General features: G+C 70.3%; 23 protein-coding genes and 1 tRNA gene. 11 read left to right on the top strand and 13 right to left on the bottom strand.

Annotated elements, in window-relative coordinates; all coding sequences use genetic code 11:
- Positions 1 to 65 precede the first annotated feature (65 nt).
- From rsgA to AC08OT_RS03500, 3 genes are all read left to right on the top strand, one after another.
- Entirely contained in the window at positions 66 to 1,052 is a 987-nt protein-coding gene (gene rsgA / locus AC08OT_RS03510; protein WP_476591612.1) for a ribosome small subunit-dependent GTPase A, read from the top strand.
- A 101-nt stretch (positions 1,053 to 1,153) separates the two neighbouring features.
- A complete protein-coding gene (hisN, locus tag AC08OT_RS03505; protein ID WP_476591611.1) occupies positions 1,154 to 1,999 on the top strand; it encodes a histidinol-phosphatase in 846 nt (281 codons plus the stop codon).
- Positions 1,996 to 2,712 (top strand): glycerophosphodiester phosphodiesterase, encoded by a 717-nt coding sequence (locus AC08OT_RS03500; protein ID WP_476591610.1) that lies wholly within the window; start codon positions 1,996 to 1,998, stop codon positions 2,710 to 2,712. Before hisN ends, AC08OT_RS03500 begins: the two co-directional genes overlap by 4 nt.
- A gap of 309 nt (positions 2,713 to 3,021) precedes the next feature.
- Here the strand turns inward: AC08OT_RS03500 and AC08OT_RS03495 are convergent, their stop codons facing one another.
- From AC08OT_RS03495 to AC08OT_RS03480, 4 genes are all read right to left on the bottom strand, one after another.
- On the bottom strand, positions 3,022 to 3,219 hold the full coding sequence (locus tag AC08OT_RS03495; RefSeq protein WP_476591609.1) for a hypothetical protein: 198 nt from the start codon (positions 3,217 to 3,219) through the stop codon (positions 3,022 to 3,024).
- Positions 3,220 to 3,637: 418 nt separating this feature from the next.
- A complete protein-coding gene (locus AC08OT_RS03490) occupies positions 3,638 to 4,681 on the bottom strand; it encodes an alpha/beta fold hydrolase (protein WP_476591608.1) in 1,044 nt (347 codons plus the stop codon).
- A 249-nt stretch (positions 4,682 to 4,930) separates the two neighbouring features.
- A complete protein-coding gene (locus tag AC08OT_RS03485; protein WP_476591607.1) occupies positions 4,931 to 6,361 on the bottom strand; it encodes a gamma-aminobutyraldehyde dehydrogenase in 1,431 nt (476 codons plus the stop codon).
- A 32-nt stretch (positions 6,362 to 6,393) separates the two neighbouring features.
- A complete protein-coding gene (locus AC08OT_RS03480) occupies positions 6,394 to 7,800 on the bottom strand; it encodes an aspartate aminotransferase family protein (protein WP_476591606.1) in 1,407 nt (468 codons plus the stop codon).
- A gap of 192 nt (positions 7,801 to 7,992) precedes the next feature.
- On the opposite strand from AC08OT_RS03480, the gene AC08OT_RS03475 reads away from it, so the two are divergent.
- Both AC08OT_RS03475 and AC08OT_RS03470 read left to right on the top strand, forming a co-directional pair.
- Positions 7,993 to 8,481 (top strand): Lrp/AsnC family transcriptional regulator, encoded by a 489-nt coding sequence (locus AC08OT_RS03475; RefSeq protein WP_476591605.1) that lies wholly within the window; start codon positions 7,993 to 7,995, stop codon positions 8,479 to 8,481.
- Between the two features lie 117 nt (positions 8,482 to 8,598).
- The gene (locus AC08OT_RS03470) at positions 8,599 to 8,985 is read left to right on the top strand and encodes a DUF6907 domain-containing protein (RefSeq protein ID WP_476591604.1); all 387 of its coding nucleotides are present in this window, start codon (positions 8,599 to 8,601) and stop codon (positions 8,983 to 8,985) included.
- A 279-nt stretch (positions 8,986 to 9,264) separates the two neighbouring features.
- On the opposite strand, the gene AC08OT_RS03465 is transcribed toward AC08OT_RS03470, so the two are convergent.
- Positions 9,265 to 9,341: transfer RNA gene (locus AC08OT_RS03465), tRNA-Met, on the bottom strand.
- Between the two features lie 77 nt (positions 9,342 to 9,418).
- A complete protein-coding gene (locus AC08OT_RS03460; RefSeq protein ID WP_476591603.1) occupies positions 9,419 to 12,472 on the bottom strand; it encodes a UPF0182 family membrane protein in 3,054 nt (1,017 codons plus the stop codon).
- Positions 12,473 to 12,565: 93 nt separating this feature from the next.
- Between AC08OT_RS03460 and AC08OT_RS03455 the strand changes: the two genes are divergently transcribed.
- Positions 12,566 to 13,072 carry a PPA1309 family protein gene (locus AC08OT_RS03455; RefSeq protein WP_011438157.1) on the top strand — a complete coding sequence of 169 codons (507 nt, stop codon included), beginning with the start codon at positions 12,566 to 12,568 and terminating at the stop codon, positions 13,070 to 13,072.
- A 129-nt stretch (positions 13,073 to 13,201) separates the two neighbouring features.
- Here the strand turns inward: AC08OT_RS03455 and AC08OT_RS03450 are convergent, their stop codons facing one another.
- From AC08OT_RS03450 to AC08OT_RS03440, 3 genes are all read right to left on the bottom strand, one after another.
- Positions 13,202 to 14,239, bottom strand: coding sequence for a YlbL family protein (locus AC08OT_RS03450; protein WP_476591602.1), 1,038 nt, complete (start codon positions 14,237 to 14,239; stop codon positions 13,202 to 13,204).
- Positions 14,240 to 14,535: 296 nt separating this feature from the next.
- On the bottom strand, positions 14,536 to 14,811 hold the full coding sequence (locus AC08OT_RS03445; protein WP_462188354.1) for a hypothetical protein: 276 nt from the start codon (positions 14,809 to 14,811) through the stop codon (positions 14,536 to 14,538).
- A 61-nt stretch (positions 14,812 to 14,872) separates the two neighbouring features.
- A complete protein-coding gene (locus tag AC08OT_RS03440; RefSeq protein ID WP_476591601.1) occupies positions 14,873 to 15,286 on the bottom strand; it encodes a molybdenum cofactor biosynthesis protein MoaE in 414 nt (137 codons plus the stop codon).
- Positions 15,287 to 15,523: 237 nt separating this feature from the next.
- Between AC08OT_RS03440 and AC08OT_RS03435 the strand changes: the two genes are divergently transcribed.
- The 3 genes from AC08OT_RS03435 (at position 15,524) to AC08OT_RS03425 (ending at position 20,022) form a co-directional block, all read left to right on the top strand.
- On the top strand, positions 15,524 to 16,891 hold the full coding sequence (locus AC08OT_RS03435) for a zinc-dependent metalloprotease (protein ID WP_476591600.1): 1,368 nt from the start codon (positions 15,524 to 15,526) through the stop codon (positions 16,889 to 16,891).
- 176 nt (positions 16,892 to 17,067) lie between these two features.
- Complete coding sequence (locus AC08OT_RS03430; RefSeq protein ID WP_476591599.1) at positions 17,068 to 18,108, top strand: ThiF family adenylyltransferase; 1,041 nt, start codon at positions 17,068 to 17,070, stop codon at positions 18,106 to 18,108.
- A gap of 318 nt (positions 18,109 to 18,426) precedes the next feature.
- Positions 18,427 to 20,022: an ABC1 kinase family protein gene (locus AC08OT_RS03425; RefSeq protein ID WP_476591598.1), complete on the top strand. Its 1,596-nt coding sequence runs from the start codon at positions 18,427 to 18,429 to the stop codon at positions 20,020 to 20,022.
- 7 nt (positions 20,023 to 20,029) lie between these two features.
- Here AC08OT_RS03425 and AC08OT_RS03420 read toward each other — a convergent pair whose 3' ends face one another.
- From AC08OT_RS03420 to AC08OT_RS03405, 4 genes are all read right to left on the bottom strand, one after another.
- Positions 20,030 to 21,604, bottom strand: coding sequence for an alkaline phosphatase family protein (locus AC08OT_RS03420; protein WP_476591597.1), 1,575 nt, complete (start codon positions 21,602 to 21,604; stop codon positions 20,030 to 20,032).
- A 148-nt stretch (positions 21,605 to 21,752) separates the two neighbouring features.
- Positions 21,753 to 22,043 carry a WhiB family transcriptional regulator gene (locus tag AC08OT_RS03415; protein WP_476591596.1) on the bottom strand — a complete coding sequence of 97 codons (291 nt, stop codon included), beginning with the start codon at positions 22,041 to 22,043 and terminating at the stop codon, positions 21,753 to 21,755.
- 110 nt (positions 22,044 to 22,153) lie between these two features.
- Positions 22,154 to 22,417, bottom strand: coding sequence for a hypothetical protein (locus tag AC08OT_RS03410; protein ID WP_476591595.1), 264 nt, complete (start codon positions 22,415 to 22,417; stop codon positions 22,154 to 22,156).
- Positions 22,418 to 22,568: 151 nt separating this feature from the next.
- On the bottom strand, positions 22,569 to 24,782 hold the full coding sequence (locus AC08OT_RS03405; protein ID WP_476591594.1) for an ATP-dependent DNA helicase UvrD2: 2,214 nt from the start codon (positions 24,780 to 24,782) through the stop codon (positions 22,569 to 22,571).
- Between the two features lie 94 nt (positions 24,783 to 24,876).
- Here AC08OT_RS03405 and AC08OT_RS03400 point away from each other — a divergent pair, with 94 nt between their 5' ends.
- Both AC08OT_RS03400 and AC08OT_RS03395 read left to right on the top strand, forming a co-directional pair.
- Positions 24,877 to 25,116 carry a mycoredoxin gene (locus tag AC08OT_RS03400; protein WP_476591593.1) on the top strand — a complete coding sequence of 80 codons (240 nt, stop codon included), beginning with the start codon at positions 24,877 to 24,879 and terminating at the stop codon, positions 25,114 to 25,116.
- Positions 25,117 to 25,229: 113 nt separating this feature from the next.
- On the top strand, positions 25,230 to 25,707 hold a 478-nt coding region (locus AC08OT_RS03395), incomplete at its 3' end, for a GAF domain-containing protein (protein WP_476602524.1).

The raw sequence follows: 25,707 nt of genomic DNA, 5'->3' as shown, positions 1-25,707 counted from the left end.
GCGACGCCCCCCGGGCCGGGCCGGCGGCCCCCCGGGTCCGACCGACGGCGCCGGCGGCTAGTCCGATGGCCCGCGAGCTGGACGAGGACGACGTCCGGGTCCGGCCGGGCCGGGGATCGCGCCCCCGGACCCGGGACCGGCCCGACCATGCCGAGGCGGTTGTGGCGGTAGTGGTGGGCGTCGACCGCGGCCGGTACACCTGCCGACTCGACGCGATGGCCGACCGCCTGGTCGCGGCCGTGCGCGGTGGATCGATGCGCCGGACCTCCGTGATAGTCGGTGACCGGGTGGCCCTCGTGGGGGATGTCTCCGGGGCGGCGGGCCTCCTGGCGCGCATCGTCCGCCGCGAGGAACGCACGAGCGTCCTGCGGCGCACCCCCGACGACAGCGATCCGGTGGAACGCCCGATCGTCGCGAACGCCGACGTCCTGGTCATCGTCTGCGCGGTCACCGATCCGCCGCCGCGGCCCGGCCTGATCGACCGGTGCCTGGTCGCCGCCTACGACGGCGGGCTCTCCCCGGTCCTGTGCCTGACCAAGACGGATCTCGCGAATCCGGCACCGCTGGTCGAGCTGTACCGCCCGCTCGGGCTCCCCGTCGTGACCACGCGCCCCGGTGGGGACCTGCACGCGCTGCTGGAGCTGCTGACCAATCGGGTCAGTGTGCTGTTCGGGCACAGCGGGGTCGGCAAGTCCACCCTGGTGAACCGGCTAGTGCCGGCGGCGGACCGGGCGATCGGCGAGGTCAACGCCGTGACCGGCCGCGGCCGGCACACCTCGTCGGCCGCTGTCGCACTGCTGCTGCCCCAGGGGGGCACTGTTGTGGACACCCCGGGTATCCGGTCGTTCGGGCTCGGCGCGGTGTCCCCGGAGCGGGTGCTGCGGGCCTTCGAGGACCTCGCCGCGGCCGCCGCGCACTGTCAGCCCGGATGCGAGCACCTGGCGCCGTCCCCCGACTGCGCCCTGGACTCGGCGGTGCGGGACGGCCATGCCGACGCTGCCCGGCTGGCGAGCCTGCGCCGGCTGCTCGGCGCCTGCGGAGCATCGCCTTGATCGCAATAGATCGGGAGATTAGTCACACTCACCCCGCCACCCGGTGCCCGCCGCCCGGGACCACCGACGCGCGGTGGGGCCCGGCTCGTAGTCTCGCAGGCGTGACCCCGCCTAACCCCACCTCCGTGAGCATCGAACCGACCGCGGACTCCGACACCGTCGCCATCGCCGACGATCTGGCCCTCGCGCTCAGCCTCGCGGACGCCGCCGACCGGATCACTCTTTCCCGATTCCAGGCAGTAGACCTGCATGTCGAGTCGAAGCCGGACAACACCCCGGTCTCCGACGCCGACACCGCCGTCGAGTCCATGATCCGCGAACGGCTCGCTGTGGCCCGGCCGGGCGACGCCGTGCTCGGCGAGGAGAAGGGTCTCGTCGGATCGGGCGCCCGCCGGCGCTGGATCCTGGACCCCGTCGACGGCACCAAAAACTTCGTGCGCGGCGTGCCCGTCTGGGGCACCCTGCTCGGGCTCGAGGTGGACGACGAGATGGTCGTCGGGGTCGCGAGCGCCCCGGCGATGAGCCGACGGTGGTGGGGAGCCCGGGGCACCGGTGCCTTCACTCGCGACGCCACCGGCGACACCCGTGCCCTGAAGGTCTCCTCGGTCGCCAGCCTGGGTGACGCCTTCCTGTCCTTCGCCTCCGTCGAGGGCTGGCAGACCGCCGACCGGCTGGAGGAGTTCCTCCACCTCGCCGGCCAGGTCTGGCGGACCCGCGCCTACGGCGACTTCTGGTCACACATGATGGTGGCCGAGGGCGCCGTGGACCTCGCCTGCGAACCCGAAGTGTCGCTCTGGGACATGGCCGCGCTCCAGGTCATCGTCGAGGAGGCCGGCGGCCGGTTCACCGACCTGGGCGGACGCCGGGGACCGGGACACGGCACGGTGCTCACCACCAACGGGCATCTCCACGACGTCGCGCTGCAGTCGTTCAGCGGCTCTTCATGATCGGTTTTGCGCATCGTGGTTCTCCCGCCCCCGGCCAGCGGGAGAACTCCCTGCCCGCGTTCCGTCGTGCCCTGGCCGGCGGGGCGAGTGGGCTGGAGTCGGACGTCTGGCTCACCGCCGACGGCGTTCCGGTCCTGCATCATGACGGTGTGTTCGGCCCGCCCGGGCGGCGTCGGCGGATTCCCGACCTGACCGCCGACCGCCTGCCGGGGTGGCTGCCGACCCTCGCGGAGTTCTACGCGGAGCTGGGTACGTCCTTCGAGTTCAGTCTTGACCTGAATGGCCCGCCAGGCAGTTGGGCGGACGCGGCGGCGGCCGTCGCCGTCGCCCGCGAGGCCGGTGGCGGCGAGGCGGCGAGGCGGCTGTGGCTGTGCGGCGGGCTCACGGACCTCGCGAAATACCGACCGCTGGATGACGATGTCCGGCTGGTGAACTCGACGTCGATCCGCGATATCGTCGCCGGTGGCGGAATGACCGCGTACGGCGATGAACTCCGGGCCGTCGGAGTCACCGCCCTCAACCTGCACGCGCGTGAATGGACCCCGCCCCGGGCCGGCATCGTCGGTGTTCTCCACAACCTGGGTATCGCCGCGTTCGGGTGGGATGCGCAACGAACAACCACACTGACCCGGCTAGCCGGATACGGGCTCGATGCGGTCTACAGCGACCATCTACGCCGGCTGGTACGCGTGACGGGTGCCACCCGGGCATAGCCAGCAGGGGTGCCCGGCAACGCGACTGTCGTAGGTGCGCCGAGGTCAGACGAATTGGGTAGCCAACCAGGCGAAGTCGTTGATTCAGTTGTGCGCAGAGTGACGCGACTCCGGCACACCGTCATATAACTGCTGGTTAGGATAGCGTCGCGCAGGCTATAGCCGGCGTCATCCTCGAGCGCCAGGGAAAGATCGGTTCCCCGAACCTGCGGATTGACCCACGAAAGGGATAACACTCACTCCCGCGCCGGCGGCCGACGATGGCGCACCGTGGCACTTTCTTGGCACCGGGATGGCGGGAGGCTGCACTCAGTCCTCCTCTGCGACTTTCAGCATCTGCTCCGGAAACCCGGTGCGTTCCGCCACATGCTCGACGGAGTATCCCTGTCGTACCAGGTCACGAGCCTGTTCCAGGGTCCAGCCCCGACCGGGGTCGACCCGGCGGACAACCACCTCACTCGCCTGGCGCCGTTCCTGGGGCCAGCTGAGTCGTGCACGGCGTGCCAAGGGTCGACCTCCGAGATTTGAGAGGACTTTGATGTTACGCCACCAAGGATAGGCCATATTGACGCCGGCCTGCCCGTTGAACTCCACGATAGCGGGTGCCGACCAGTTAATGCAGACCCGCGCCGGAAGACAGCGCATCACGCGAAGACCCTGGCCCGAACAGGCGACACGGCAAGAGGTACGAGAGCCCTTGATCCTCGGCTGGCCGGATCCATCGGTGACCGGGAAGACCTTCCGCGAGAGCGGTTCAGCCGAGAACGGCACCGACGCATCTCGCCGGGCGACTTCCCGCAAGGCATGGCTATGGATGGCCAACTGGGTCGTCGATGCATAGCGGGTCCACCCCGATGCGACGGGTCACCTCGGTGAACGTATAACGGCGGATCCCGGCCCTGCCATGGCCGGCGGCCGTGCCCGTTTATCGGCTCCGGGTGAGGCCACGACCCACGGCTTCCGCCGGGGTCGAACGCGCGCCCGACGGCTGGGCGGCGGCCCCGGATGCTTCCGTGGTCCTGGTCGAGCGGCCGTGCTCACGCAGCATCACCCGCCACTGCTGCGGGGAGTGACTCGCCGGCCGGGTGGTCGCCAGAAAATCCTCGAGAACCGCCCGGAAGCGTTCGGGGTCAGTGTGATGGGGGAAATGCCCGGCACCAGCGAAGATCTCCAGGCGGCTCCCCGGCATCGCCTCGTGCGCCATCCACGCGTGCTCAGCCGGGATGACGGCATCCCGGTCACCCCAGACGATCAGCGAGGGCATCCCAGCGGCGAGGTAGCACCGGTCCAGCATCGTGATGGACTGCCCATGCCCGTCCACCGCCGACCGTAGCGTGCGCAGGAACGCCGCCCGCGCGGTGGGTACGCCCAGCGAGTCGAAGACGTTCAGGAGATCGTCGGCGTCCCGCCCGAGATCGGTGTGCAGCAGGCGCAGCGCGTGCATTCCGGCCCAGCCGGCGACCCGCACCGGCGGCATGCCGATCAGGGACAGCAGCGCCCCGGCTCCGGGCACGGCCGCCGCCCGCAGCGCGGGATGCAGGTGTGGCCCGACCCCGCCGGTGGCGACCAGCACCAACCGCTCGCAGCGCTCCGGGAACTGGTAGGCGAACTGCATGGCCACCCCGCCGCCCAGCGAGTGCCCGACGACCGTGGCGCGCTCGATCCCGAGGATGGTGAGCAGGTCACGCATCCCGCACGCGTAGCCGGCCACCGAGTAGTCACCGCGCGGTTTGTCCGACTCCCCGTGTCCCAGCAGGTCGGGGGCGATGACGGTGTGCCGGCGGGCCAACTCCGGGATGATCGAGGCCCAGGTGCGCGCGTTGTCCCCGATGCCGTGGATGAGCAGCAGAACCGGGCCGCGCCCGGCCCGCAGATAGCACCGCCGGTACCCGTGGACCGTGACGAAGCGGGAGGTCAGCGGGCTCACCCGGGGCACGCCGTAGGCACGGCCGCCTTCGGTGCTCGTCATCCCGTCTGCCGATGCCACGACCGAGGCTGGATTCTTCCTCACTCGCCACCACCCACCCGTGACTCGCCGCCACCCACCCGCCCCGGACCGGCGATCACCCCGGCTCGAAGCACACCATCCTACTTCCACGGCCTACCCTGGGAGCCGGCCCGGGACTCGTACCCGGCTCCCCGCGCCCGACCACTCCGACCTGGCGGCCAGAACCTGGTGGCCAGAACTCGGTTCCACCCCGGTGGTCAGACCTGGTGGTCAGAACTCGATGTTGCTCATCACGTGCTTGATCCTGGTGTAGTCCTCCAGGCCGTAGACCGACAGATCCTTGCCGTACCCGCTCTTCTTGAACCCACCGTGCGGCATCTCCGCCACCAGCCGGATGTGCGTGTTGGTCCATACGCAGCCGAAGTCCAGCCGGCGGGCGACCCGCAGGGCCCGGCCGTGATCGCGGGTCCAGACGCTGGAGGCCAGGCCGTACTCGACCCCGTTGGCCCAGACGACCGCGGTGTCCTCCGAGTCAAACCGCTGCACCGTGATGACCGGGCCGAACACCTCGGACTGGATAAGCTCGTCGTCCTGGCGCAGACCCGAGATGACCGTGGCCGGGTAGAAGTAGCCCGCCCGGTCCAGCGGAGCACCGCCGGCGAGCACCTCGGTATGTTCAGGTGCCCGCTCCACGAAACCGCTCACCCGGGCCAGTTGGCCCGCGTTATTGAGGGGCCCGTAGTCGACGTCGGGCTCCTCCGGCGATCCGGTCGCCGTCTTCCCGGCCGCCTCGGCCAGGGCGGCGGCGAGGTCGTCGTGGACGCCCGGCGCGGCCAGCACCCTGGTCGCTGCCGTGCAGTCCTGGCCGGCGTTGAAGTACGCGGCCTCGGCGATCTGCCGCGCCACCACCGCCGGATCCACGTCGTCGAAGACAATGACCGGCGCCTTGCCCCCGAGTTCGAGGTGCACCCTCTTCAAGGAGTCCGCCGCGGCCCGGGCGATCTCCATCCCGGCCCGCACGCTGCCGGTCACCGAGACCATCGCCGGGCCCGGATGGGCCACCAGCGCGCGTCCGGTGTCACGATCGCCGCACACCACGTTGAGCACGCCGGGCGGGAGGAACTCCGCGGCGATCTCGGCGAGCAGCAGACTGGAGGCCGGGGTGGTGTCGGAGGGCTTGAGCACGACGGTGTTGCCCGCCGCGATCGCCGGCGCGACCTTCCAGACCGCCATCATCAGCGGGTAGTTCCAGGGCGTGACCTGGGCGCAGACCCCGATGGGCTCGCGGCGGACGCAACTGGCGTGCCCCGCCAGGTACTCGCCGGCCGACCGGCCCTCGAGCAGCCGCGCGGCCCCGGCGAAGAACCGGATCTGGTCGGCGGACGGCCCGACCTCCTCGTCCACGGTAAGCCGCAGCGGTTTGCCGGTGTTCGCGCTCTCCACCGCCGCGACCTCGTCGGCCCGGTCCTCCAGCGCGTCGGCCACCCGCAGCAGTGCCCGGGACCGCTGCGCGGGCGTGGTGTCCCGCCAGCCCTCGAACGCCGCGCTCGCGGCCCGCACGGCTGCGTCGACGTCGGCCGGCCCCGACCGGGGTGCCTGCGCCAGCAGGTCCGCCGTCGACGGGTTCAGGATGGGCATTGTCTCGCCATCGACGGCCGGGGTGGAGACGCCACCAATGAGATTGGCGAAGATCGCATCCATGTCTCTAGTCCCTCCTGGGGGATCGGGCCGGCTCAGCCAACGAGGTCCCGGGCCATCTGGTCGAGGCTGTCGAGGTAACGGTCGACGTCGGCGTCGGTGTGCTGCACCGACAATGTCCATTCCTCCTCGCGCCCGGGCGCCATGAGGACGTTGCGGTTGGCGTTGTAGAGCCAGGCCAGTTCGGGCAACTCGGCGTTCTGGTGCGCCATGAACGAGGTGTAGTCACGGATCGGCGCGTCGGTGAAGTGCACGCATCCCTTCGAGCTGATGCCGACGGTGTAGCCGGGAATGCCGTGGCGGGCCAGGATCTCGTCGCAGCCGGCGGTCAACCGGCCACCCAGCCGGTCGAGGTGGGTGTAGGCGTCGGGGGTGAGCACCTCGAACAAGCTCGCCCGGGCGGCGGCCATGGTCAGCGGGTTGCCGTTGTACGTGCCGACCTGTTTCACCCGGTCCGAGGCCACGACCTCCATCAGTTCCGCCGTCGCGCCGATCGCCCCGGACGGCAGCCCGCCACCGAGCGCCTTGGCCAGGGTCACCATGTCCGGGCGCACGCCGAACCTCTCGGTGGCCCCACCGGCCGCGACACACAGCCCCGTCTTGACCTCGTCGAAGATCAGGATGACCCCGTACCGGGAGGTGATCTCCCGGACCGCCGCCAGGTAACCGGGCTCCGGCAGGACGACGCCGAGGTTCATCATCGCCGCCTCCATGATCACACAGGCGGGCAGGCGTCCCTCAGCGGCGAGCGCGGCGATCCGCCGCTCCATCGCCGGAGCGTCGTTGAAGGGGACCGGCACCGTGAGGTCGACGACTACCCGGGGGATCCCGGCACCGTAACCCAGCGAGTTCATATGCTCGGCCGGGCCGATGTCGTCGTACGGGGTCCCGATCGACACCATCACGTAATCGTGGTGCCCGTGGTACGAACCGAAGATCTTGACGATCGTGTCGCGGCCGGTGACGCCGCGGGCGATGCGGATCGCGTCCATCGTCGCCTCGGAGCCGGAGTTGACGTAGCGCCACTGCGGCAGCCCGAAGCGGCGGGCCAACTCCTCGCTGACCACCACGGAGTCCTCGGTGGGCATCGCGAAGTGCGTACCGAGCGCCACCCGCTCGGTCACGGCCCGCACGATCGCCGGGTGGGCGTGCCCCTGCACCATCGAACCGAACCCGTTGTGGAAGTCGGCGTACTCGTTGCCGTCGACGTCCCAGACCTTCGGCCCGAGACCGCGGGTGAGGTAGATCGGCCAGGGATCACGTACCTGGTAGGACGACGGCACCCCGGAGGTCATCGACCGCACCGCCCGCGCATGCAGCGCCGCCGAGCCCCGGGTGCGGGCGTTGAGGCGGGCGGACTCGCGCGCGGCCAGCTCCGCGGCTCTGGCCTGCGGCACGGCCCGGGTCACACCGCTCCCGGAAGCGATCACATTCGACGCCATCCACGCATCCTTTCCACCGATCAGCCACTGAAAGAGTAGCCTGATCGGCAGCTTGACGATGGAATCCGTCGAAGATTGCGTGGATAAGGCTCGCTTCCCAGTTCACTCATCGACGGCCATACGATGGCAGCAGGGACAGGCCAGCGTGAACGGGCGTGGGGAACCGCCACGGAGGACCGAGGAGGACGCCGGGTGCAGTCGCGACGGTCGCCCGGCCAGCGACTCAGCTCCGGCACCCTGTTGGACGATGTCAACAAGGCCATCATCGAGCAACTGCAGCAGGACGGCCGGCGGTCCTATGCGGCCATGGCGGCGGCGGTCGGGCTCTCCGAGGCGGCCGTGCGCCAACGGGTACAGCGTCTGCTCGACGCCGGCATCATGCAGATCGTCGCCGTCACCGACCCGCTCCGGGTGGGCTTCCACCGGGAAGCGATGATCGGGGTACGGGTCACCGGGGACACCCGCGTCGTCGCCGACACGATTGCCGCGCTGCCCGAGGTCGATTACGTCGTCCTGACGGCCGGATCCTTCGATCTCATCGTGGAGATCGTCGCCGAGAACGACGAGCACCTGCTCGAACTGATCAACAAGCAGATCCGCGCCCTGCCACAGGTCCTCGCCACCGAGACGTTCGTCTACCTGCGGCTGGTCAAGCAGACCTACACGTGGGGAGCACGCTGAAACGTCCGGGTGCCGACAGCGCGGGCCGCCAGGCCGGAGGGGAAGCCGGGCCGGGTCGAACATCGATAGGGCGCAGGACCTGCCGACGGGTTGCCGGATGCGGCGACGCGGGCGGGTATGCGGTTCGGGGGTGTCACCGTTTGTACCGCCGATGGGAACAACCAAGCGGCCACAACAAGAGTCCAACATGCGCAACGAACTTCAAATACCTTGGCCCGGACACACGATGGGGTGAACATGGCGCTGGTCCACCATGACCCGCAGGACGGCATTATGGTTACCCGGATCGGGCAGGCGGAGATAACGGTGCGTCCCGAGCCACCGGCGAGCGCCGGGAAGGCTCCGGTCATCCTGCTCCGGTTGGATGCGCCCATGCTCGACACCCTTGCCGCGGCCTACCTGGATCCGGACGAGGCCCGCCGGCTGGCCCAAGCGCTGGTGCGGGCGGCCGAGGCGGTGCGTCCGGCGAGCCCGTGGCGAACCCCGGGAACCACCCCCCGCTGATCCCGGGACGGGCCGCCGCGGGAGAACCCGCCGCCGATGGCCGCCAGGCCGGGGGCGGGTCCCAGGCCGCCACCGTGTGTCCCGGGCGTGGACGACCGCCGATCCGGGCCCGCGCCGCGGGGTGTCGCGCCGCCGGGTGTCGGCGCGCATCCCGGCCGGGCGCCCGGGTCGCCGACCGGGGGAAGGACCGGGCGGATTCCGATGAAAACGGCTCGTGATAATGATGCCTGCATAAATGCGAAAGCACCCTCGGAAAAAAATTCCGAGGGTGCTTTCGACTGGTAGCGGGGACAGGATTTGAACCTGTGACCTCTGGGTTATGAGCCCAGCGAGCTACCGAGCTGCTCCACCCCGCGTCGGTGTGTCTTCACTATACAGGGCCGCCATCGGTAGCTGTCAAACCGATGGCGGCCCCAATGTGGGACTTTCGGGACTAGCCGGGTGCCGGGGCGGCCCGGGCACCCGGTGGACCGGGAGTGTCGCCGCCGGCCACGGTCGCCGAAGGGGACGGAGCCGGTGGCTTGGCGGCCGGTGACGCGGGGACCGGTGACGCGGCTACCGATGCACCGGATGATGCCGTGGCAGCGGGTGGCGTCGCCGCCGGACTCGACAGAGTACGCAGGCGACCCAGCGCATCAGCCAGCTCGCTCTGGGCCTTCCCGTAGGCGGTGAAGTCCGGCGGGCTCTTGCCCAGGGCGTCCTGCCCCGCCTGGTAGGCGCGGTCAGCGTCGCCCACGGCGTCCTGCAGCGCGGTCTGCCCCGGCGGCGGGACGCCTGTCCCGCCCTGCCCTGATCTGGGGGCCGGCGTGCTGTCCTGACCGGTGTCCGTGGTCGTGGCCCCGGTTCCGGCCCCGGCCGCCGCGGCACCGGCGCCGGCGCCGAAGACCTTCTCCAAGGCCTCACCCAGCGAGGTACCGAAACCGATGCGGTCACCGAAGGCCGTGGCGACCCCCTGCAGGGTCGGGTAGCCGGTGCTCCCCCTGGCCTGGACGTAGTAGGGCTCGACGTAGAGCAGCCCGCCGGCCACGGGCAGGGTCAGCAGGTTGCCCTCGATCGTGGTCGCTCCCCCGCTGCGCCATAGTGACAGCTGTTTGGCCACGTCGCCGTTGCCCTCGATGGCGTTCTGCACCTGGACCGGACCGTTGATCGTGTTCCCCGCCGGCAGTTTGAGCAGAGTGAACCGGCCGTAGTTGGCGGAGTCACTGGACACCGCCATGTATGCCGCGAGCTTCGAGGACCGGGCGGAGATCAACGGTGAGGTGAGGTTGTAGGACGGGCCCTTGCGCCCGGGAAGCTGGCTGTAGACGTAGAACGGCGGCTGGGGTTGCCCGCTTCCATCCGGCGAGTCGGACACATCCCAGAAGTCCTCCTGGGAGTAGAAGTCCCGCGGGTTGGAGATGTGGTACTGCCCGATCAGATCACGCTGGACCTTGAACAGGTCCTCCGGATAACGCAGGTGTGCCCGGAGGGACGGTGGGATGTCACTCTTCGGCTTCACCGTGTCCGGGAACGCCCTCATCCAGGTCCGTAGCACCGGGTCGGACTCATCCCAGGCGTAGAGGGTGACGGTGCCGTTGTAGGCGTCCACCGTCGCCTTCACCGAGTTACGGATGTAGTTGACCTGGTTCGAGGCCTGCCGGGTGCGGTTGCCGCTCTGGGTGGTCACCGAGTCGGCGGTCACGTCACCCAGAGTGCGCCGGGCGGAGTAGGGATAGCCGTCGGAGGTTGTGTAACCATCGAGAATCCAGGTGATCCGGCCGTTGACAATTGCCGGGTACGGGTCTCCGTCGAGGGTGAGCCAGGGCGCTGCCTTGCTGACCCGGTCCCGCGGGTTTCGCTCGTACAGGATCCGGGAGTTCTTCGTGATGTCGCCGGAGAGCAGGATGTTCTTCTCCCCGAACCGCAGCGCGAACAGCGCCCGACGGAAGGTCGAGCCGATCGAGACCCCACCGTCGCCCTGGTAGGTCGTGGTGACCTGGGTTTCTCCCGGCCCCGGCCCGTCGATCTCCATCTGCCTGGTGCCGACGATGGAATACGACGGCGACATCTCCCCGAAGTAGACGCGGTTCTCCTTGATACCGAAGGTACCGTCCTGCGGGAAACCGCTCACGCCGTGATCGAAGTCGGGGCGCCCCACGTCGACGGTGTTCGACGGCGCCGCGACAAATCCCTTGCCGTGGGTATAGGTCAGGTGCTCGTTGATCCAGTTGCGCTGCTGCGTTCCCAGCCCGGCCTGGTTCAGCTCCCGCACCGATACCACGTAGTCCTGGGTCGTCGGCTTCTTGTCCGCCCCTATGACGGTGTACCGGTCGACGTCGAGAGTCGGCGGGAAACCATAGTAGCCGCGGAACTGCTGGAGCTGCTGGAACGTCCGGGAGAGTTTGCTGGGGTCAAGCAGGCGGATGTTGGGGACCGTGCCGGTGTCGGCGGCGACCTGTTGGGCGGTGACGTCGGTGCTGGCGGCATAGTCCTGCGGCTCGACGTCCTGGATGCCGTAGGCGGCCCGGGTCGCCGCGATGTTGCGCGCGATGTAGGGCTCCTCGCGGGTCGCCTCGTTCGGCCGGACCTGGAACTGCTGGACAATCGCCGGGTAGATTCCGCCGATCACCACCGAGGACAGGACGAGGATGCCCGCGCCGAGCAGCGGCAGCGTCCAGCCCCGCTGGAAGATGTTGTAGATGAACAGCACCGCGCAGGCCAGCGAGATGAACAGCAGGATCAGCTTCGCCGGCAGCACGGCGTGTACATCGGTGTAGGACGCACCGGTCCCCACCCCGCGCGAGGAGAACACCGAGCCGAACCGGTCGAGGTAATACGCCCACGCCTTGAGCAGGGCGAGCAGCCCGAGCAGCACCGAGATGTGCGCCTTCGCCGCCGGGGTCACCCGTTCCCCCGGGGTCTGCATCCGGATTCCGCCGAACAGGTAGTGGGTCAGCAGGGTGACGAGCAACGACAGCAGCACCGCGGTCAGCAGGAAGCCAAGTAGGAACCGCTGGAAGGGATAGCTGAACGCGTAATAGCTGATGTCCCGGTGAAACTGCAGATCAGGGGTCCCGAAAGACTCGCCGTTCACCCACAGCAGCCACGTCCGCCACTGGCCGGCGGCGGACAGGCCCGCGGCCAGACCGAACAGCGTCGTGACCGCGAGCAGGATCAGCAGCATGTACGGCTCGATCGCCGACCGGTAACGTTCCAGGTTCTGCTGCTCGGTCGACAACGGCCGAAGCGGCGGCCGTAGCCGGTACGCAAGTACGATGTTGGTTCCGACGATGATCGCCATTACCGCGCCGAAGAGGACGAACAGCAAAATCCGGGTGTAGAGGACTGTGGTGAACACCCTGCTGAAGTCGATCGAGCGGTAGAACAGCAGGTCAGTGTATAGCTGAGTGAAGACGGCGATGATCGTGATCGCGAGGACGATGACAAGCAGCACCGGCACGAGCACCTTGGTGCGGGTCAGCACCGGGCGGCGACTGGTGGTTGCCACAGGTTCCTCCGTGCGTCGGTGATTCGGGGCGCGTACCGCGCTAGTACGGCAACCTACGCCAAGGGCTCTGGGGAGATCGGAGAGGATGGGTCGGTGAACAGCCCGAACATCACGGAGTTGACCTCCGTCGTACTCGAGGTCGAGCGGCACGTCGCCGATTCCGGGTGGGATCAGCCCAGCCAGGTCTACGCGCTGGCCGACACCGCCGACCTGCTGGCGCGAGAACCCGCGCTGGCCCCCCACATCGGCGACTCCCCGCCTGGGTCACTGACCCCGGTCGAGCAGGAACCGCTGCCGGTGGGACGGCTCGACGAGGTGCTGGCGGGGATCGGATGGCCGCCGGAGGTGCTCGGGTGCGTGCTGGTCACCGAGCTTGTCGTCCTGCCGCCCAGCGCGGAGGAGGAGGCTCCGTACTCCGATCACGAGATCGAGTACTGGGCGGCGAACCATCCCGAACGCCAGGACGTCCGCCTCGCCGTCGGAGTCACCCGCAGCGGGCTGCACGCGTCCTGCCTGCGAGTCCGCGGAGACGACGAACTCGTCATCGATCCGGATCTGGCCGACAACCTCGTCGACGGGCTGCTCGCGACCTTCCAGTGAGTCGACCCGGTGGGCGGCGGCGCACGGCAGCCGCCCGTCCCCTTCCGGCACCGGCGCCACCGGGCACAACAGCGCCACCGAGCGCACACGGATGGCGCATGGCACGGATGGGGCGCGCTTGGGGCGCGCTCAGCAGGACGGCACCGCCGCGGCCGGATTCGCCCGGAGGGCGTCGACGGCCTTCAGCACGCCCGCCAGCGATTCAACCTTCACCAGGCGCGGACCGCCGGAGTCGATCGCGCGGGCGTCGCCGCAGTTCCCCGCGGGGACCAGGAAGATCGATGCCCCGGACACCCTGGCCCCGAGGATCTTCTGCTGGATACCGCCGATCGGTCCCACCTCACCGGCGGAGGTGATCGTCCCGGTGCCAGCGATGATCTTTCCCCCGGTCAACGCGCCGGGGGTGAGAAGGTCCACAATGCCCATCGCGAACATCAGCCCGGCACTCGGCCCGCCGACATCCGAGATACGGATACGAACCGTGAACGGGTAGGTCCGCTTCTCCGTCGTGGTGACACCGATCATGGCGCGAGCGGGGTCGTCGGTGGCGGCCCGAGTCGTGACGGTGGCCGTGGCCGTCTTTCCGTCGCGCTGATAGGTGACCGTCACGGGATGGCCCGGAGTCACCTTCCCGACCTGCCGGCGCAGCTCCTCCTGGTTGGCCACGGCCACCCCGCCGACCTTCGTGATCACATCGCCCGGCGTCAGCTTGCCGGTGGCCGGGGAGCCCGCGGGGACCCCGGCGACCACGACCGAACGGCCGGTGGGCGCGATACCGAGCTGCGCGAGCGCTGCCGCGGTCGCCTGGTCCTGCGAGTCGAGCATCGCCTGCGCGTTCTCCTGCTGGATCTGCTCCTGACTCAAACCGGGCGGCCGGATCAGCTCGCTGGGCACCACCGCCCGGTCGGAGTCGGACCAGTCCTGCAGCGCGGTGACGAGGTTGAGCCGGGGCGTCTCCTCGACCGTGGTCAGCTCGAGCTTGCCGGCGGTCGGATAGGTCCGCCGGCCTTCCACAGTGATCAAGGACGTCCCGTCGACGCTGCCGAGAGTGTCAGTGACCGGCCCGGGGGCCAAGGTGACGAACGGTACCGGCATCCACAGCCCCGCGACCACGAGAACCAAAGCCAGTACCGACGCGACCACGAGGGTCTGGGTGCGCCGGACCATGCTCACAGTCCATAGTACCAGGGCTCACAACCCTCGTCCCAGCGTCCGGGAACCGAGGTTCGCCACGACGGCCCGGGGTTGCGATGATCGGTGCCGAAAGGCATTCGGTGGCCCGAAAGGCGCAGCGGAAGGCCGTGGCGGAGTCCCGGAAGGCCGCGCGGAAGGCAGCGCGGCAGGCCGAGAAGTGGGGAGTAAAGAGCGAGATCAAAAGCACGATCGAGGGACTCGAAGGACCACTCGGTCCTGAACCGCCGCCCGGCGGCCGGTGAGATGCCCCGGCCGCCGGACGGAGACGATCAGGTGGACTCGGACGGCGGCGCCGTGTGTCTCTCGGAGGGCGGTGCCCCGGCCGCGGCGGACCGCCCGGGATGGCCGGGATGGCCGGGTTCGTCGAGGGCGGTAACGGTACGAACCTCGTGCTGGGTGGGGATCGGTCGGGCCAGCGCGGCCATACTGCGCCGGTAGCCCTCAATCGTGATCATGGCTTCGGAGGTGCGGTCGGGACGGCTGCGTAGGGCGACCCACGCAAGAGTTATGAGCACGGCGACGGGGGGGATCAACAGGAACCACATGGGAGCCTCGACGTCGAGACGGGCAAGAAGATGACTTAATTTCTATCGTAGGGTGCCCCGATCAGCAGGCGCTTACCCATTCCGCCGCGCCATCCGCAAAAATCTGGTGTTTCCAAATGGGAACCTGCTCCTTGATGTCATCGATCAGACGACGACAGGCGGCAAAAGCCTCCGCCCGGTGGGCCGCGCCGACCGCCACGATCACGGCGGTGTCCCCGACGGCGAGGTGACCGGTACGGTGAACCACCGCGACGGCCAGCACCGGTGCGGTCGCGGCGACGTCGCCGGTGACCCGGGCGATCTCCGTGCCGGCCCGGGGATGCGCCTGATACGTCAGGTCGGTCACCCCGCGGCCCTGGTCCTGGTCCCGGACAGTGCCCACGAACAGGGCGATCCCCCCCACACCGGGGAACCGCACGGCAGCCAGGCACTCGTCCACCGACAGAGCGCCGTCCCGGATCTCGGCGAGCGTCACCCGCGCGACCGGGTCCGGGTCCGGCGCGGACGACGGTGAAGGTGAAGGTGACGGAGACGGCGAAGGTGACGCGGGAGCGGTCGGCGGGGCCCCCGCCAGAGAACACGTCGGTTCCACAGCTACGACCGTAACGGTCGGGGCCAGCGCCGTTTCGCCCGTTGGGCAGAAAACGCATTACCGTGGGTTCATGTGCCAACTGTGCGTGCGATTGCCCGCCTCCCGAGGAGGCTACGGCCGATGAGTGGCAACTTCCCGTTCGGCTTCACGCCCGCTGGCGGCGGCGACGAGCCCCGACCCCCCTTCGGTGGCGGCGCCCCGTTCTTTGCCGAGCTCGAACGGCTGCTGTCCTGGCATGGCGGTCCGGTCAACTGGGAGCTGGCCCGCCAGGTGGCCGTCAGATCCCTCGGCGACACCGACTCCGCGGTGTCCACGGCCCAGCGGGAGCCGGTGGGCGAGGCGATGCGGATCGCCGACGTCTGGCTCGACGCGGTGACCTCGCTGCCGGCCGGAGCCACGGCGGCCGAGGCCTGGTCGCGGCAGGAGTGGATCGAGAAGACCCTGCCGGTCTGGCAGACCCTCTGCGACCCGATCGCCACGAAGGTCGTCGAGGCGATGCGCACTGGGATCTCCAGCGGGCTGAACCAGCTCGGTGGCGGCGGGATCGAGCTGCCGAGTGAGCTGCGCGGCGCGCTGCCCCCGGGGCTCAACCTCAGCGGGCTGATGGCCACCGGCGGCCCCATTATGCAGATGATGAACCGGGTCGGCGGGATGCTGTTCGGCGCCCAGGTGGGGCAGGCGATCGGCACCTTGGCCGCCGAGGTCGTCTCCTCCACCGAGGTCGGGCTGCCGCTCGGACCGGTCGGGACCGCCGCCCTGATCCCAGCGGGTGTCGTCGCCTTCGGTCAGGGCCTGGAGATCCCCGAGGACGAGGTACGCATCTACCTGGCGCTGCGGGAGGCCGCGTCCAACCGGCTGTTCGCGCACGTCCCCTGGCTACGCGCCCACGTCCTGGGCGCGGTGGAGGAGTACGCCCGCGGCATCGCGGTGGACACCGAGGCCGTCGGACGGGTGATGCGGATGGTCGACCCGACGGCGTTGATGAATCCTGAACGGCTGTCGGAGGCGCTCGGCGAGGACGTGTTCAGCGACGCCACCACCCCCGAGCAGAAGGCCGCGCTCGCCCGTCTCGAACTGATCCTCGCGCTGATCGAGGGCTGGGTCGATCATGTAACGGACGCCGCGGCCGCCGGTCATCTGCCGGCCGCGGGCAAACTATGCGAAATGGTGCGGCGCCGTCGCGCCGAAGGCGGTCCGGGCGAGCAGACCTTCGCCACGCTGGTCGGTCTCTCCCTGCGGCCACGCAAGCTGCGGGAGGCCGCCGCCCTGTGGGAGGCGGTACGGGACGCCCGGGGTCACGAGGGTCGCGACGCGCTGTGGGCGCATCCCGATCTGCTGCCCACCGCGGCAGATCTCGCCGCCCCAGAGGCGTTCGTGTCCGGCGCGCCGTCGAGCGCGCTCGACGACCCGATCGGCGAAATCGAGAAACTCCGCGGCGCCCCACCCGCCGATGGCGGATCCGACGGACCAGACAAGCCGGACAGGTAACCCGGGCGGACCGGGGTGATCCACAGTCTCGTCCACAGCACGTCCACAGCGATCCACGGGCGTTCCCCCTTCGCCGGTCGGACGTGCCACGCTGAGGATCCGCCGGTCGCCGTGACCGGCCCATCCTGGTCCGATTCCCCGGCCTCGACCGGCCGGCGGGAACACCCGGAGGATCCATGCGCCCGATCCTCAAGCCGGGCCTGCGCCAGCTCTGGCACAACAGCTCCACCCTGCAGCTCGGCATCGACACCGCACGCGCCGTCCTCCTCGCCGACCTGGCCCCGTCGGACGCCGCCCTGCTCGACGCCCTCGACGGCAGCCGCACGCTGGAGCAGCTGCGTCTCGATGGCACTCCCGCCGGCCGGGTCCTGCTCGACCTGCTCGCCGAGGCCGGCCTGCTGGACGACGCCACGGCGCCTCCCGGTGCGGCACCGCTGCCCGCGGTCGAGCATGACCGCCTGTCGCCCGATCTGGCTGCGCTGTCCCTGGTATCAGAGGATCCGGCCGGTGCGCGCCGGGTCCTCGCCACCCGCCGGGCGATGCGTGTTCTTGTACGCGGCGCCGGTCGCGTCGGTGCTCAGGTCGCGGCCCTGCTCGCCGCGGCCGGGATCGGCCGGGTCGTCATCGACGATCCCGAGGTGACGACCGCCGCCGACGTCTCCCCGGGCGGCCTGCGCCTCGACGATGTGGGGCGTCCCCGGTCCCTGGCCACCGGCGCGGCGATGACCCGGGCCAGCCGGCAGGCCGCCGGGCACCGCCGGCCCGACGAGGACGGGTTCGCCGCGGACCTGATTGTGCTGGCTCCGGTCGGTCTGCCGATGATCCACCCTGGGGAGTGCCTCGACCTGGAAGGCCGGGGCACCGCCCATCTCGTGGCCGGAGTGCGAGAGACCACGGGGATCGTCGGTCCGCTCGTCGTGCCGACCGTGACCGCGTGCCTGCACTGCCAGCATCTCCACCGGTACTCCCGGAACCCGGTCTGGCCGGTGCTCGCCATGCAGATGGCCCACCGCCCGGCCGCCGGGCCGGACGCCTGCGAGATCACCCTGGCGGGTCTTGTCGCCGCGCTCACCGCCATGCAGGCCCTGGCCTTTCTGGACCTCGCCTCCACCCGCCCTATCCGACTTATCCGACCTATCCGGCGTCACGGGCCCCGCCCCTGGCCAACATCCCGACAACTCGGCCTACCTGCCACCGACAGCAAGCAGCAACAATGAGACCTTCGTTGCATTGACTCCCCCGCGCACAGTCCTACCGGTGACCGCCGGCCTACCGGTGACCGCCGACGGCACGCTGGAGTTCACCGTTCCCGGCTGGCGGATCCGCCGACGCACCTGGCCGGTCCACCCCAACTGTCCCTGCCGCACCGCCCGATCGGCGGCCGCGTCGGCGGACGCTTCTTCGCCAGTGGCACCTGCGTGACCGTTCCACTCCGCGGGCGGTCGCCGCGTCGACGTCCTGGAGCCATTTGGCGTCCTGGAGTCATTACGCCTGGCCGGCACCCGTGACGACGCGGAACAGGGCACGATGGAGCGGTGTCCGAGATCCCACGGCGGGCTGTCGTCCGCACCGCCAAGCTGGCCACGCTTCCCATCGGCATAGCCGGCCGAGCCACCCTCGGCGTCGGCAAACGCATCGGTGGTCGCCCCGCCGAGGCCGTCGCCTCCGAGCTCCAGCAGCGCACCGCCGCGCAGATCTTCCGGGTACTCGGGGAGCTCAAGGGTGGCGCCATGAAACTGGGCCAGGCGCTGTCCGTCTTCGAGGCGGTGCTTCCCGACGACGTCGCCGGGCCCTACCGGGCGGCGCTGACCAGGCTGCAAGAGGCGGCGCCCCCGCTGCCGGCGGCGGTGGTGCACCGCGTGCTCGCCGAGGAGCTCGGAGCGGACTGGCGCTCGCTGTTCACGAGCTTCGACGACGTTCCGGCGGCGGCAGCCAGCATCGGCCAGGTGCATCGGGCGGTCTGGGCCGACGGCCGGGCCGTCGCGGTAAAGGTGCAGTATCCGGGAGCGGGTCCCGCTCTGCTCGCCGATCTCACCCAGCTCGGCCGGGCCGCTCGGCTGTTCGGCGCGGTCACTCCCGGGCTGGACATCAAGCCGCTGGTCGAGGAGCTCAAGGCCCGGATCGCCGAGGAGCTCGACTATCGGTTGGAGGCCGCCTGGCAAGGGGCCTTCGCCGAGGCGTACGCAGACGACCCGGACGTCGTCATCCCCTGGCCGCTGGCCGGTTCCGGCCGGGTGCTCGTGAGCGAGTGGATCGAGGGAATCCCCCTGTCCGTCATCATCGCGGACGGTACCCCGGAGCAGCGCGACGCCGCCGGCCTGCTGCTCGTGCGGTTTCTCTATTCCTGCCCGGGTCGCGCCGGTCTGCTGCACGCGGATCCGCATCCCGGCAACTTCCGCCTGCTGTCCGACGGGCGGCTCGGCGTCCTGGACTTCGGTGCCGTGAACCGCCTGCCGGACGGCCTGCCGGCGCCGATCGGCCGGCTGGCTCGACAGACCCTGGCCGGGGACGCCGACGCCGTCGAGCAGGGACTGCGCTGTGAGGGCTTCATCCCGCCGTCGGCCGAAATCCGAACCGAGGACCTGCTGGATTATCTGGCCCCGATGCTGGAGCCGATCGCGGTGGAGGAGTTCACCTTCTCCCGAGGCTGGCTGCGCAAGGAGGCCGCCAGGCTCGGAGACTGGCGGTCGGCGGCGGCACAGCTCGGTCGCCAGCTCAATCTGCCGCCGTCGTACCTGCTCATCCACCGGGTGACACTCGGCGCGATCGGCATCCTGTGCCAACTGGGCAGCACCGGCCGCTTCCGGGACGAGATGGAGCGCTGGCAACCCGGGTTCGCCGAACCGGGGACGGCGACCGCCCGCGCGGCCGAGGACGCCAACCGGCCCGGTCGTCCCCTGCCCGCTCTCCTCGTCCAGGACGAGGTCTGGAGATCGGCGGCCGACACTGCTGCGGCGGCGGCCAACCGGGCCACCACCCCCGCGGCGCTGCCCATGCAGGCCGAGCCGGCCGAACCGAGCCGGCCTTCCACCCCGGCGAACCGCTCCGCCGCGGCTCGACCCCGGTCAGGCCGCAAGGCCGCCCCGCGCCGGGCACCGGACGAGGAGTCTTCTCCGACCCCGCAACCGTGACCGACGCTTATTGACGGGCCTGGCCCGACGGGTCAGCCCCCGGCTGCTTGACGATGTCGACGATGTCGACGCCGAGATACAGGAAACCGTATCCCTCGTCCCGGAAACGCACCCCGGCGGCGCGCAGCGCAGCCCCCCAGTCGCCCTGGCAGGTGGGATCCGCCGCCTCCGAGCCGTGGTCGGCGGTCAGCAGGATCACGGTCTCAGCCAGCAGATCCCGCTCGGCGAGCAGGTCGAGGAAGGCGCACAACCGGGCGTCCGCGTCCCGCAGCGCGGCGCGGGCCTGCTCGGAGTACGGGCCGCCCCCGTGATGCCCGGTGTCGGTAATGGTGGTATTCCACCACATCAGGTCCGGGGGCACCGCGTCCGCCGCCCAGAGCTGCTGGACCTGCGCGAGGCCGAGCGCGTCCACCCGGGTGGACCAGGCATAGTCGGCGCTCTCCCCTACCCAGTGGGCGGTGGCGTGCGGGTCGCCGTCGGCCGGAGGCAGGTAGTCCCCCATATCGCCGGCCCCGCCGTGGTTACCGGCGGCCCGCACGAGCCCGAAGGTCGAGTAGTCCGCACCCCGGTCGACCGGTTCGTTCACGCAGGCGCTGGTCGCCCCGGGCCGGTCGCGCACGAGGGCCTCGAACAGCGTCTCCACCCCGTCCCGAAGCTGATCGCACGCGGAATGCCAGGTCCGCACGTCGTTGACGACGACCTGCTCGCCGGTCGCCCGGTCGAAGTACACGTTGTGCAGGATGCCGTGCCGGCCCGGCCCGACTCCGGTGAGCGCGGAGGTGTGGTTGGTCAACGTGACGCTGGGGAACTCGGCGATCGCGCCACCGGTCAGGGCCGTCCCGGTGGCGAGCAGACGCGCGACCCCCGGCAGCTCGCCGGTGTGCGCGAGGTGCAGGACGTCATTGCTGTTTGCCCCGTCCCAGAGCAGGCCGACGACGTACCGGGCCCCTGGGCCCACCAGATCGGTGAGCGGCGTCCCCTCCACATCCGCCATGGTCACGCCGGCGAGGGCCGCGAGGGTGGGTCCGATGTCGATGACCCGCGCCGCGCCGGCCCGCGGGCCCCGGTCCCGCACGCCCGCGCCGGCCAGGATCAGCGGAGCCCGGGACTGGCCGGCATCCAACGATCCGTGCTCGCCCAGGTGGCCGCCGCGGTCGGGCCAGTAGTGCCGGGGGGTGTGTACGACGATCAGATCGGGTGAACGGCTGGGATCGGCGAAGGCGGACAGCAGTCGCCGTCCGGCGAACGGGTAGGAGTTGCACTCGTTCGGTGGTGACGGGTCGGCGAGCGCCGCCGCGAGCGGCACGCCGTGCATCGGATCCTCCGACCCGAGCGGGTCACGCCCGAAGCGGAGCTCCCGGGGACCGTCCGGATCGGCCACCGGCAACCGCGACGAACCGATCGCGTTCGCCACGTAGAGCCAGCCGGAATCGACCCAGGCCACGAGATCCACGATCGCGGCCAGCTCGGGACTGGTGAGGACGGCAACGGCCAGAGAAAGATCGTCGGATGCGGTCAGTCCCGGCGCTCCGGCCGGACCCGCACCTGTGGACACCGGGTAGACACGCTCGCTGCTGGGCACGCCGGAACAGTACCGGGGCCGCGGGCACCACCGGAAGAAAAAGCGCGGCAACACCGGTGGGCGGGACACCGACGATCCGGTGTCCCGCCCGTGCTGGTGCGGCGATGCCACCGCCGCCCCCATGTGATCAATGGGTGGCACGGAGGGCTCAGGCGGCGACCTCTTCTTCCTTGCGCTCCTTGCGCGGACGGCCGCGGGGCCGCTTGCGCGGGACGACGCTACCGGTCACCAGCAGCTCGCCACCCCACACTCCCCAGGGCTCGGCACGGTCGAGCGCGGCGGACAGGCACGCCGCCCGGATGAGGCAGGTCCGGCAGACGGCCTTGGCGGTCTCCACGTCCGCCGGGGACTCAGCGAAGAACATGTCAGGATCTACGTCCCAGCAGGGCAGGACGAGACGATCCCGCTCGATCCGGGAAACGATCGAGGGGTCGAACACCGGTGTCACCTCCGAGACAGGTTGGTCTTCGGGTGGGATGAAGGAAGCGAAACGACAAAGGCCGCGGTCCCCATCGGGATCCGCGGCCTCGGATTCGGCTCCAGTCGGCGCTAGTCCAGGAGCGGATCGTGGGCGGATCCCCGGAAGGTGAGGTGACGGTGTGCATAGCCGGACGCCGACGCCACGCCCCCCGCCGGGTTCGGGAACGCGGACTCCTGGGCCGACAGATCATTGGCTTGGACCGTGAGGACGGCGGCGGACGTGCCACGGCCGGCGGGCGCACCGATGACGGCATTCATGAAGGCCGCGCCGTGCCGGTTCTCCCACGGACGGGTGATCTCGGCGACAGCTCTGTCCATCACAATGCTGAACACGACGAAATCACCTCCTTCTCTGTGGGCTCCGGAGTCCGTGGGTGCCGACGGGTGTCACTCCACATGCCTGCTTCAGGCGTCCTCGGTAACGGTAGAAGCTCGCCGCGCGAACCACAACATATTTTCTGTGTCGCGCTGCGGACACTTCCAGTTACGAAGCGTCGGGCGGCGTGCCGGACTCCAATGACTCCGCCACCGGTGGCGACCCGACCGGCGGCGGCGTGCGCCCCGCGACGAGGGCAAGTACGTCCTCCCCGTAACGGTCGAGTTTGGCCTGTCCGATGCCGGGCAGCCGCACGAGCTCGGCCACCGTGCTCGGCCGGCTCTCGGCGATCGCCTGCAGCGTGGCGTCGGTGAAGACGACGAAGGCCGGTGCCCCCTGTTCCTTCGCCCGCGCCGAACGCCACGCCCGCAGGCGCTCGAACAGCGCGGCGTCGACGTCGCCGGGGCAGCCCTCGCAGCGTCCGACCCGCGCATGCACACCCGTCAACGACCGGCCGCACGTCCGGCACCGCACCGCCGATCTGCTCCGGGACCGACCCGGGCTGGCCTCCTCCGCCCCGGCCACGGGTCTCGTGCCCTCGCCTCGCCCCCCGTGGCGGACGCCGGCCGCGGGCTCCCGGCGCATCGGGCGCAGATCGTCGAGGAACCGGGACGGCCGCCGCGACCGCCGGCCGCCCTCTGCCCGGGACAGCGCCCAGGACAGGACAAGGTGCCTGCGGGCCCTGGTCACCCCGACGTAGAGCAGGCGACGTTCCTCGGCGATCTGCTCGGCGGTCCTGGCATGGACAAGGGGAAGCGTGCCCTCGGTCAGCCCGACGAGGAACACCGCATCCCATTCCAGGCCCTTGGCGGTGTGCAGGGTCGACAGGGTCACCCCCTGCACCGTCGGCTGATGCTCGTGGGTCGCGCGGTCGCCGAGCTCGGCGACGAAGGCCTCAAGGTCGGCCTCGGGCGAACGGGCGGCGAGATCGCCGGCCAGCCGGTGCAGCGCGGCGAGGTTCTCCCATTGTTCCCGCTCGGCGCCCGAGCCCACCGTCGGCTGGTCCGCCCGCCAGCCGAGCGCCGCGAGGATGTCGGCGACGACGGCCGTGAGTCCCTCCGGGCGGTCGGTGTCGGCAGAGCGCACCGCGGCCCGCAGCAACCGCATGGCTGCGACGACCTCGCTCCGCTCGAAGAACTTCTCCCCGCCCCGGAGCAGGTAAGCGATGCCGGCCCCGCCGATCGCCGCCTCATACGCCTCGGACTGGGCATTCGTGCGATACAGCACGGCGATCTCACTCGCCGGCACGCCCTGGTCGAGCAGCCGGCGGATCCGGGACGCCACCGCGGCGGCTTCCGCCGGCTCGCTGTCGCACTCCAGCCACACCGGGGCGGGACCCTCCGGGCAGGCAGCGATGATGCGAGCCGCCGGGGCCGCCCGCATCAGGGTGTTCGCGAGTCCGACCACCTGGGGGGTGGACCGGTAGTCCCGGATCAGACGCACCACGGCCGCGTCCGGGAACCGGCGCGGGAACCCGAGCAGGTGCTCGGGCGACGCCCCGGTGAACGAATAGATCGTCTGATGGGGGTCCCCGACGACACAGAGGCTGTCGCGCTCCCCCAGCCAGGCGTCGAGGACACGCTGTTGCAGGTCGTTGACATCCTGATACTCGTCAACGACGAAATGGCGGTATCTGGCCCTGACCTCGGCCGCGACCCAGCTGTGCTCCTCGATCATCGCCGCGGTCAGCAGCAGCAGATCCTCCATGTCGATCACACCGGCGTCGCGCTTGACCTCCTCGTACGCGGCGTAGAGCCGGGCGACCGTCTCGGGGGGGGTGGCGGTCTCCCGCCCGCTCGCCGCCGCCATCCGGGCGTAGTCCGCCGGGCCCACAAGCGTCGCCTTCGCCCACTCGACCTCCGAGGTGAGGTCGCGCAGCTCGGCCCGGTCCGGCCGCAGGTGCAGGCGGGCGGCCGCCCGCACCACGTACGGGATCTTGCTCTTCTCCACCCTGGGCAGCGCGACCCCGGCGACCGGCGGCCAGAAGTACAACAGTTGCTTGAGAGCCGCGGAATGGAACGTCCTGGCCTGCACTCCATCAACACTCATGGCCCGCAACCGGCCGCGCAGCTCTCCCGCGGCCCTGGCTGTGAAGGTCACCGCCAGGATCTGACCCGGCCCGGCCCCCCCCTGAGCGACCATGTGCGCGACTCGATGGGTGATGGTGCGTGTCTTACCCGTACCGGCGCCGGCGAGGATGCAGACCGGTCCGAGCGGAGCTCCGGCCGCGACCCGCTGTTCGGGATCGAGCGCGGCGAGCAGATCGTTGCCCGACCGCACACGGGCGGCCTGGGCGGCGAAGGCAGGCGGTCCGGACATCATCCGATACGGTAGTCCCCGCCGCGCGGCGGGAACCGACAGCGCCGCGGTGGGGTTACATGAACCGTTGTGTCACCAGCGGCTTGGAGGCCCTTTCGTGCTCACGATCTACACGACTTCCTGGTGTGGCTACTGTGTTCGGCTGAAGCGCCAACTCGACCATGCCGGCGTCGAGTACACGACCGTTGATATCGAGCAGGACCCGACAGCAGAGCAACGTGTCCGCGATGCGAACAACGGGAACGCGACCGTACCGACCGTGCTCTTTGCCGATGGCACTGTGATGACGAACCCAAGCCTTCGCCAAGTCACAGAGAAGGTCACTTCTGCCGCATAACGGATACGTAGAGCAACGACATCTCGGGGGTTCTTACCTTCCCACTGCACACGCGGCCGGCTCGTGGGACGGTGTCCGTCACTGCCCGTGAAGTTTGTGGGAGAGTTCGGCCTGTGTCGTCAGCACCTTCAGAACAGGCGTGGAGCACCGTCGATGCCGCGCTGCGGGCCGCCAGTGCCCTTCACCGGATGGAGACGGCCTGTTTCGTCGTGGTATCGACGACGACCGCGAGCTATCTCCGGGTGACAGGTCCCTCCGCTGGTCTCGACGAGGGAACGCACTACCCCCGGGGGGACAGCCTGGTCGCCCGCGTGCTCGACGGCACGCCCGCCACGGGGTCCGGTCTCGGCCCGACGCACGCCGGATCCGACACGGCCGAATACCGCCAGCTCGGGATACGCAGTCATGTCACGATGCCGGTGGTCCGCGCGGACGGTCGGCTGGTGGGCCTCCTCGTCGGCCTGGACCGCAGCAAGGTGATCGTATCGGCCGACATCCTGGCCCTGCTGCGCGGGGTGGCCGATGCACTCGCGGCCACCGGGGACGTTCCCGTGCAGAGCCAGCCGACGGTCTCCGCGAACGGTCCCCGGC

It is taken from the genome of Frankia sp. CgJB1 (genome assembly GCF_977947065.1).
This window is presented reverse-complemented; position numbering and strand designations above follow the sequence as displayed.

Coding starts and splice junctions, on each gene's coding strand:
- AC08OT_RS03430 (WP_476591599.1), top strand. CDS start 17,068: ATGCGCCCGATCCTCAAGCCGGGCCTGCGCCAGCTCTGGCACAACAGC.
- rsgA (WP_476591612.1), top strand. CDS start 66: ATGGCCCGCGAGCTGGACGAGGACGACGTCCGGGTCCGGCCGGGCCGG.
- AC08OT_RS03435 (WP_476591600.1), top strand. CDS start 15,524: ATGAGTGGCAACTTCCCGTTCGGCTTCACGCCCGCTGGCGGCGGCGAC.
- AC08OT_RS03490 (WP_476591608.1), bottom strand. CDS start 4,681: ATGACGAGCACCGAAGGCGGCCGTGCCTACGGCGTGCCCCGGGTGAGC.
- AC08OT_RS03450 (WP_476591602.1), bottom strand. CDS start 14,239: ATGGTCCGGCGCACCCAGACCCTCGTGGTCGCGTCGGTACTGGCTTTG.
- AC08OT_RS03470 (WP_476591604.1), top strand. CDS start 8,599: ATGCGGTTCGGGGGTGTCACCGTTTGTACCGCCGATGGGAACAACCAA.
- AC08OT_RS03405 (WP_476591594.1), bottom strand. CDS start 24,782: ATGATGTCCGGACCGCCTGCCTTCGCCGCCCAGGCCGCCCGTGTGCGG.
- AC08OT_RS03445 (WP_462188354.1), bottom strand. CDS start 14,811: ATGTGGTTCCTGTTGATCCCCCCCGTCGCCGTGCTCATAACTCTTGCG.
- AC08OT_RS03500 (WP_476591610.1), top strand. CDS start 1,996: ATGATCGGTTTTGCGCATCGTGGTTCTCCCGCCCCCGGCCAGCGGGAG.
- AC08OT_RS03485 (WP_476591607.1), bottom strand. CDS start 6,361: ATGGATGCGATCTTCGCCAATCTCATTGGTGGCGTCTCCACCCCGGCC.
- AC08OT_RS03480 (WP_476591606.1), bottom strand. CDS start 7,800: ATGGCGTCGAATGTGATCGCTTCCGGGAGCGGTGTGACCCGGGCCGTG.